3 protein-coding genes are annotated in these 5,153 nt (G+C 40.1%); 2 read left to right on the forward strand and 1 reads right to left on the reverse strand.

From position 1 onward, the window contains the following. Window positions 1-263: 263 nt before the first annotated feature. Window positions 264-827: a tyrosine-type recombinase/integrase gene (locus DI392_RS19220; RefSeq protein WP_109321313.1), complete on the reverse strand. Its 564-nt coding sequence runs from the start codon at window positions 825-827 to the stop codon at window positions 264-266. A 335-nt stretch (window positions 828-1,162) separates the two neighbouring features. On the opposite strand from DI392_RS19220, the gene DI392_RS19225 reads away from it, so the two are divergent. Both DI392_RS19225 and DI392_RS19230 read left to right on the forward strand, forming a co-directional pair. Continuing rightward, on the forward strand, window positions 1,163-2,572 hold the full coding sequence (locus tag DI392_RS19225) for an aminotransferase-like domain-containing protein (protein WP_109321314.1): 1,410 nt from the start codon (window positions 1,163-1,165) through the stop codon (window positions 2,570-2,572). 298 nt (window positions 2,573-2,870) lie between these two features. Next, window positions 2,871-4,832: a glycoside hydrolase family 3 protein gene (locus DI392_RS19230; RefSeq protein ID WP_245884158.1), complete on the forward strand. Its 1,962-nt coding sequence runs from the start codon at window positions 2,871-2,873 to the stop codon at window positions 4,830-4,832. Window positions 4,833-5,153 lie beyond the last annotated feature (321 nt).

Genomic DNA, 5,153 nt, shown 5'->3' on the forward strand with positions numbered 1-5,153 from the left:
CGACAACCACATGATTATTTGAGTGCAGATCTATTCCACAGTACAGTGTCATAACAGCCTCCTCTTTTAGCCTGGTTAGCTAGGTTGGTGTAGCACCAACCGGGGAGGCTGGCTAGAGGATTATCAGGTCTTGCTTTTTGACAATCATTACTTTTTGTATGTCAAAATTAACCGAAAATCTATGTTCGTACTTTGGCTCACAACTCGTTTCGGGGCACAGGCTTTTCAGGAGTAAAGAAAAGCCTGTATCAGCAAGTCTCATCTCAGCAGTCTGTTTGCTCTGAGAGCCTCAGAGCGTCTTCCAATTCCACTCCAAGGTAACGAATAGTGTTATCTAGCTTCGAATGTCCCAGTAAAATCTGTACCGCTCTAATGTTTTTTGTTCTGGCATAGATCAAGGTTGCTTTAGTGCGGCGCATGGAATGAGTACCATAGTAGTCCGCATTCAATCCAAGTTTTACTGCCCAATTCCTGATAATCGATCGGTAGAATGAGTAGCTGATGGGTTGTCCTTTGCGGCGAGCACTTGGAAACAAAAAACTGTTCGCCTCTAGGGATGCTGAGAAGATCCATCGGCTAATGCTTTGTTGCGTTCTCGGAGTAATCTCATAATGAACATTGGTGCCTGTTTTTTGCTGAATGCATTGAACCCTTTCATAGATGACTCCTTGTGAAGAAACATCGTATTCGTGCAGATTTAGCAAATCACTAGCTCTTAACTTGCTATCAATGGCTAGATTCAGTAGTGCAAGCTGCATCAGGTTGTTTTCAATCTCAAGTCTAGCTCTGATTCGCCAGATTTCTTCAAGCTTGAATGGCCTTTTAATGCCACTGCATTTTCCCGAAGATAACTTCTCATGCTGACCTCCTCTTAGGTTTTATTGGTCAACCTAAAGTCTGGCTATCAACTCAAACTGTTGCAGTCGAGATCGGCTGTTAGTCAGGATGCACTGAAAAGCCCGTGGACATTTCTGAGTTACAGTATAGCTAAATTAGCGCCTTACGGATTAACTTCCTTTGAGCTTAATAAGTATTTATGGAAGTGATAATAAAGGCTCAAGTCATGAGGCAGTAGATACAAAAAAGAACGACTATTGTATAACAGATTTATTTAATAAGTGTTATTGTTTGGTCGTTATTAATCGTTCAATCGGGGGCTAATTTGGCTAAGTATCAGAATTTAGTAGATCAACTCAAACGACAGATTCAGTCAGGGATCTGGAACCCCGGCGATAAACTGCCTTCACTAAGAAAACAGTCTGAACACTCGGGCATGAGTTTAATGACCGTTTTACACGCATACCAACTTTTGGAGTCACAAGGCTGGATTACGTCTCAAGCTCGCTCTGGTTATAAAGTCGCGCCTCGTTTTAAAAAGCAACAACAGGTTCAGATGGCAGTATCCAGAACTGAGAATGTCGATGTGAACGAGTTTATATTCGAGATTCTTCAGGCCGGGAAAAACCCTTTGATGGTCAATTTTGGTTTTGCTTACCCCAGCCCAGATTTATATCCTCGCTACCACATCAATCGGGCTCTATCTGCGGCGGCTCGCAACATGCCTATTTCGAGTGCATTTAACAACCTCCCGCCCGGTAATGAGCAATTGCGCTCAATCATTGCCAAGCGTTACACCACGAGGGGAATTGAAATATCACCAGATGAAATCGTCATTACGGCTGGTGCATTGGAAGCCTTAAACTTGAGTTTACAGGCCTGTACCAAACCGGGCGATTGCGTAGTGGTAGAGTCGCCGACATTTTATGGCGCCTTGCAATCATTGCAACGTCTTGGCCTAAAAGCACTTTCCGTGCGCACAGACCCCACAACTGGTATTGATATCGATTCGTTGGAACGAGCCTTACAAACTCATGATGTTAAAGCGTGCTGGCTGATGTCCAATCATCAGAATCCACTCGGTTTTACATTGTCAGATGAAAAGAAAAAGCAAATTGTAGAGCTGTTGCAACGCTACAACGTCGCGTTAATTGAAGATGATGTGTATAGCGAATTATATGAAGGAAATGAGCCTGTTAGCTCAATGAAAATGTATGACCAATCTGGAAACATTATGTTGTGTTCTTCGTTCTCAAAATCTCTGGTAGCTGGTCTGCGTATTGGCTGGGTTGTTGCAGGAAAGAGATCTTTCGACATTCAGAAATTGCAACTCATGAGTACCTTAGCAACCAGTGCCCCAATACAAATGGCTCTGGTTCACTATTTAACCAGTCGTAATTATGAATCGCATCTCAAGCAATTACGTAAAAAACTCCATGAACGTAAAAGCAAAATGGCGGATTTTCTTAGCACACTGCTACCTGAGAGTGTGAAAGTGGTAAACCAAAAAGGCGGATATTTTCTCTGGTTAGAGCTGCCTAAAAATATTGATGCCATGCAGATATACCAAGACATGTTAAAAGCAAATGTCAGCATAGCTCCTGGTAAAATGTTTGATGTAACAGAGCAGTACAATCATTGTATTCGACTAAATGCATCGTTTGAGCTTGACCAGCAAAGAGCAGAGGCATTGACAACGTTATCTAACAGTATCATTCATCATATGAACGAATAATTTAACGAAAGAAGAAAAATATTTTCAATTATGCATATACTCCATTTGGTGTATATGCATTTTGCTTTTTATTATTAATAAATTTAAAAAATCCTTTATTTTCATAACTAAAAACACGAATAAAATAATATGTAAAATCTGTTATATATTAAAATTCAAATCTGTATATTGATTTTTAATATACTCATTAGAATTGAACACCCTTCACAATTTTAATAATACAAATTAATTATTTCTATTCTCTAATTAATTTCATGTATACATTTATTAGCGAATTAATAACCCCGAGATATGCAGCATGGATATTATTAAGCATAAGATTCTACTTAGAACTTCTATAGCGTTAGCTATGTTTCCAATGATTTCATTCGCTAATATGGATGTAGATTTGGCAAGCGACACTGTAAAAATTCTAAACGTCGATGGTAAGTCTTTTAAAGATTTAAATAAAAATGGAAAACTGGATTTATATGAAGACTGGCGTCTCACTCCAGAAGAGCGAGCTAGAAATCTAGTATCTTTAATGACTGTAGAGGAAAAAGCTGGGCTGATGATGCACGGTTCTGCTCCAAGCTCAGGAATTTTAGGACGCGGTTCGAGCTACGACCAAGAGAAGGCCAAGGCACTGATTGAAAACAATCATGTCTCCTATTTCATCACTCGACTTAAAGGGGATGTCCCTAGTCATTTGGCGGAACAAAACAACATACTACAGAAGATCGCAGAAGCGACTCGCTTAGGGATTCCAATTACGATTAGTTCAGACCCGCGAAACTCATTCCAGTATCTTGAGGGAGCCTCTATCGCTTCTGGGAAATTCAGTAAGTGGCCTGAAACGCTTGGTATCGCAGCAATTAACGATGAAGCGCTAACAGAAAAATACGCGAATGTAGTACGTCAAGAATACCGTGCAGTAGGTATAACAGAAGCTTTATCTCCTCAAGCAGATCTCGCTAGTGAACCTCGCTGGCCTCGTATTAGCGGTACTTTTGGCGAAGACCCTAAAGTGGTTGGCAACATGACGCGAAGCTATATCGCTGGCATGCAGTCTGGCTCGGAAGGTATCAATAAAGACAGTGTTATCACGATACTGAAGCATTGGGTTGGATATGGCGCAGCAAAGGACGGATGGGATAGCCACAACTCATACGGAAAATTTGCAGATTTTACTTCAACGTCATTAGATACCCATATAGCGCCATTTGTAGAAGCATTTAAAGCTAGCCCGGCGGGCATCATGCCAACATATTCAATATTGCAGGGAGCCACACACAATGGCAAAGAAATCCCGCAAGTTGGCGGAGGCTATAGTCGCTACCTACTGCAAGACCTATTGCGAGATACCTATGGTTTCAAAGGCGTTATCTTGAGCGATTGGCTAATCACAAGAGACTGTGAAGAAGACTGTATCAACGGTTTTAAAGAAAGAGAGAAAGTACTTCCTAGGGGTATGCCTTGGGGTGTTGAAGATCTCTCAGTTGAAGATCGTTTTGTGAAAGCAATAGAAGCCGGCGTAGACCAGTTTGGCGGTGTTGTTGACTCAGAGATAATCGTAAATGCTTTCAACAATAAAAAAATAACCGAAAGTCGTTTGGATGATTCAGTGCAGCGTTTGTTGGAACAAAAGTTCAAAGTCGGCTTGTTCGAAAACCCTTACGTCGATGCGAAAAAGGCAGATGATATCGTTGGTAACGAAGAGTTTTCTGCTTTAGCCAATGTTGCTCAATTTAAGTCACTGGTACTACTGAAAAACGACAAGATTCTACCAATCAAAACTGGCCTGAAAGTTTGGTTGCATGGTGTGAACAAAGAAGTTGCAGAGAAATCTGGTTTTCACGTTGTTGAGCAATTAGCAGAAGCAGATATTGCCCTTATAAGAGCAACGACACCTTTTGAAAGACCTCACAATAACTATTACTTTGGTAAAAAACATAATGAAGGTGCATTAGATTTCAAACCTGGCAACAAGGATTACTTAGCGATTAAAGAAGCGACGAAACATGTACCGACTATCGTCACTATTTACCTTGATCGTCCTGCAATCATGACCAATGTGTTAGAAGATTCTGATGCATTGATTGCCAACTTTGGTGTTAGTGACGAAGTATTATTTGAACGATTAACCTCGAATAAAAATTATACAGCCAAGACACCATTCGAGCTTCCAAGAACTATGCAGTCTGTTTTATCACAAGACCCTGCTAAACCTCATGATTCTAATAACCCATTATTTAAAATAAATTATGGGTTGAAAAAATAACATAACCCTCAAGTTATTGTAAAAGTTTCACTAATTAATTTGAATCAATAAACAACACTTAAAGCCATCATAACTATAGAAGTAATGATGGCTTCATTATTATATCTAACACTTGGAACTTCTCTCATTAAGGTAGCGCCCGTGGGATTATGAGGCGCTTACGTTGTATATGAGCTTCCACTCTAAAGCATAAAGGGGCAAAGGTGAGTCAATTCAGTTTTAGCTATATGATGCAGAACTGAACTCACCTAATATTCTTTGTTAATTCATTTGTTCTGAATATCAAAGATGTTAATTATTCAAGACACATTTTTGCCTTAC

The organism is Vibrio albus (assembly GCF_003144035.1).
Classification (GTDB): Bacteria; Pseudomonadota; Gammaproteobacteria; order Enterobacterales; family Vibrionaceae; genus Vibrio; species Vibrio albus.

Coding starts and splice junctions, on each gene's coding strand:
- DI392_RS19230 (WP_245884158.1), top strand. CDS start 2,871: ATGGATATTATTAAGCATAAGATTCTACTTAGAACTTCTATAGCGTTA.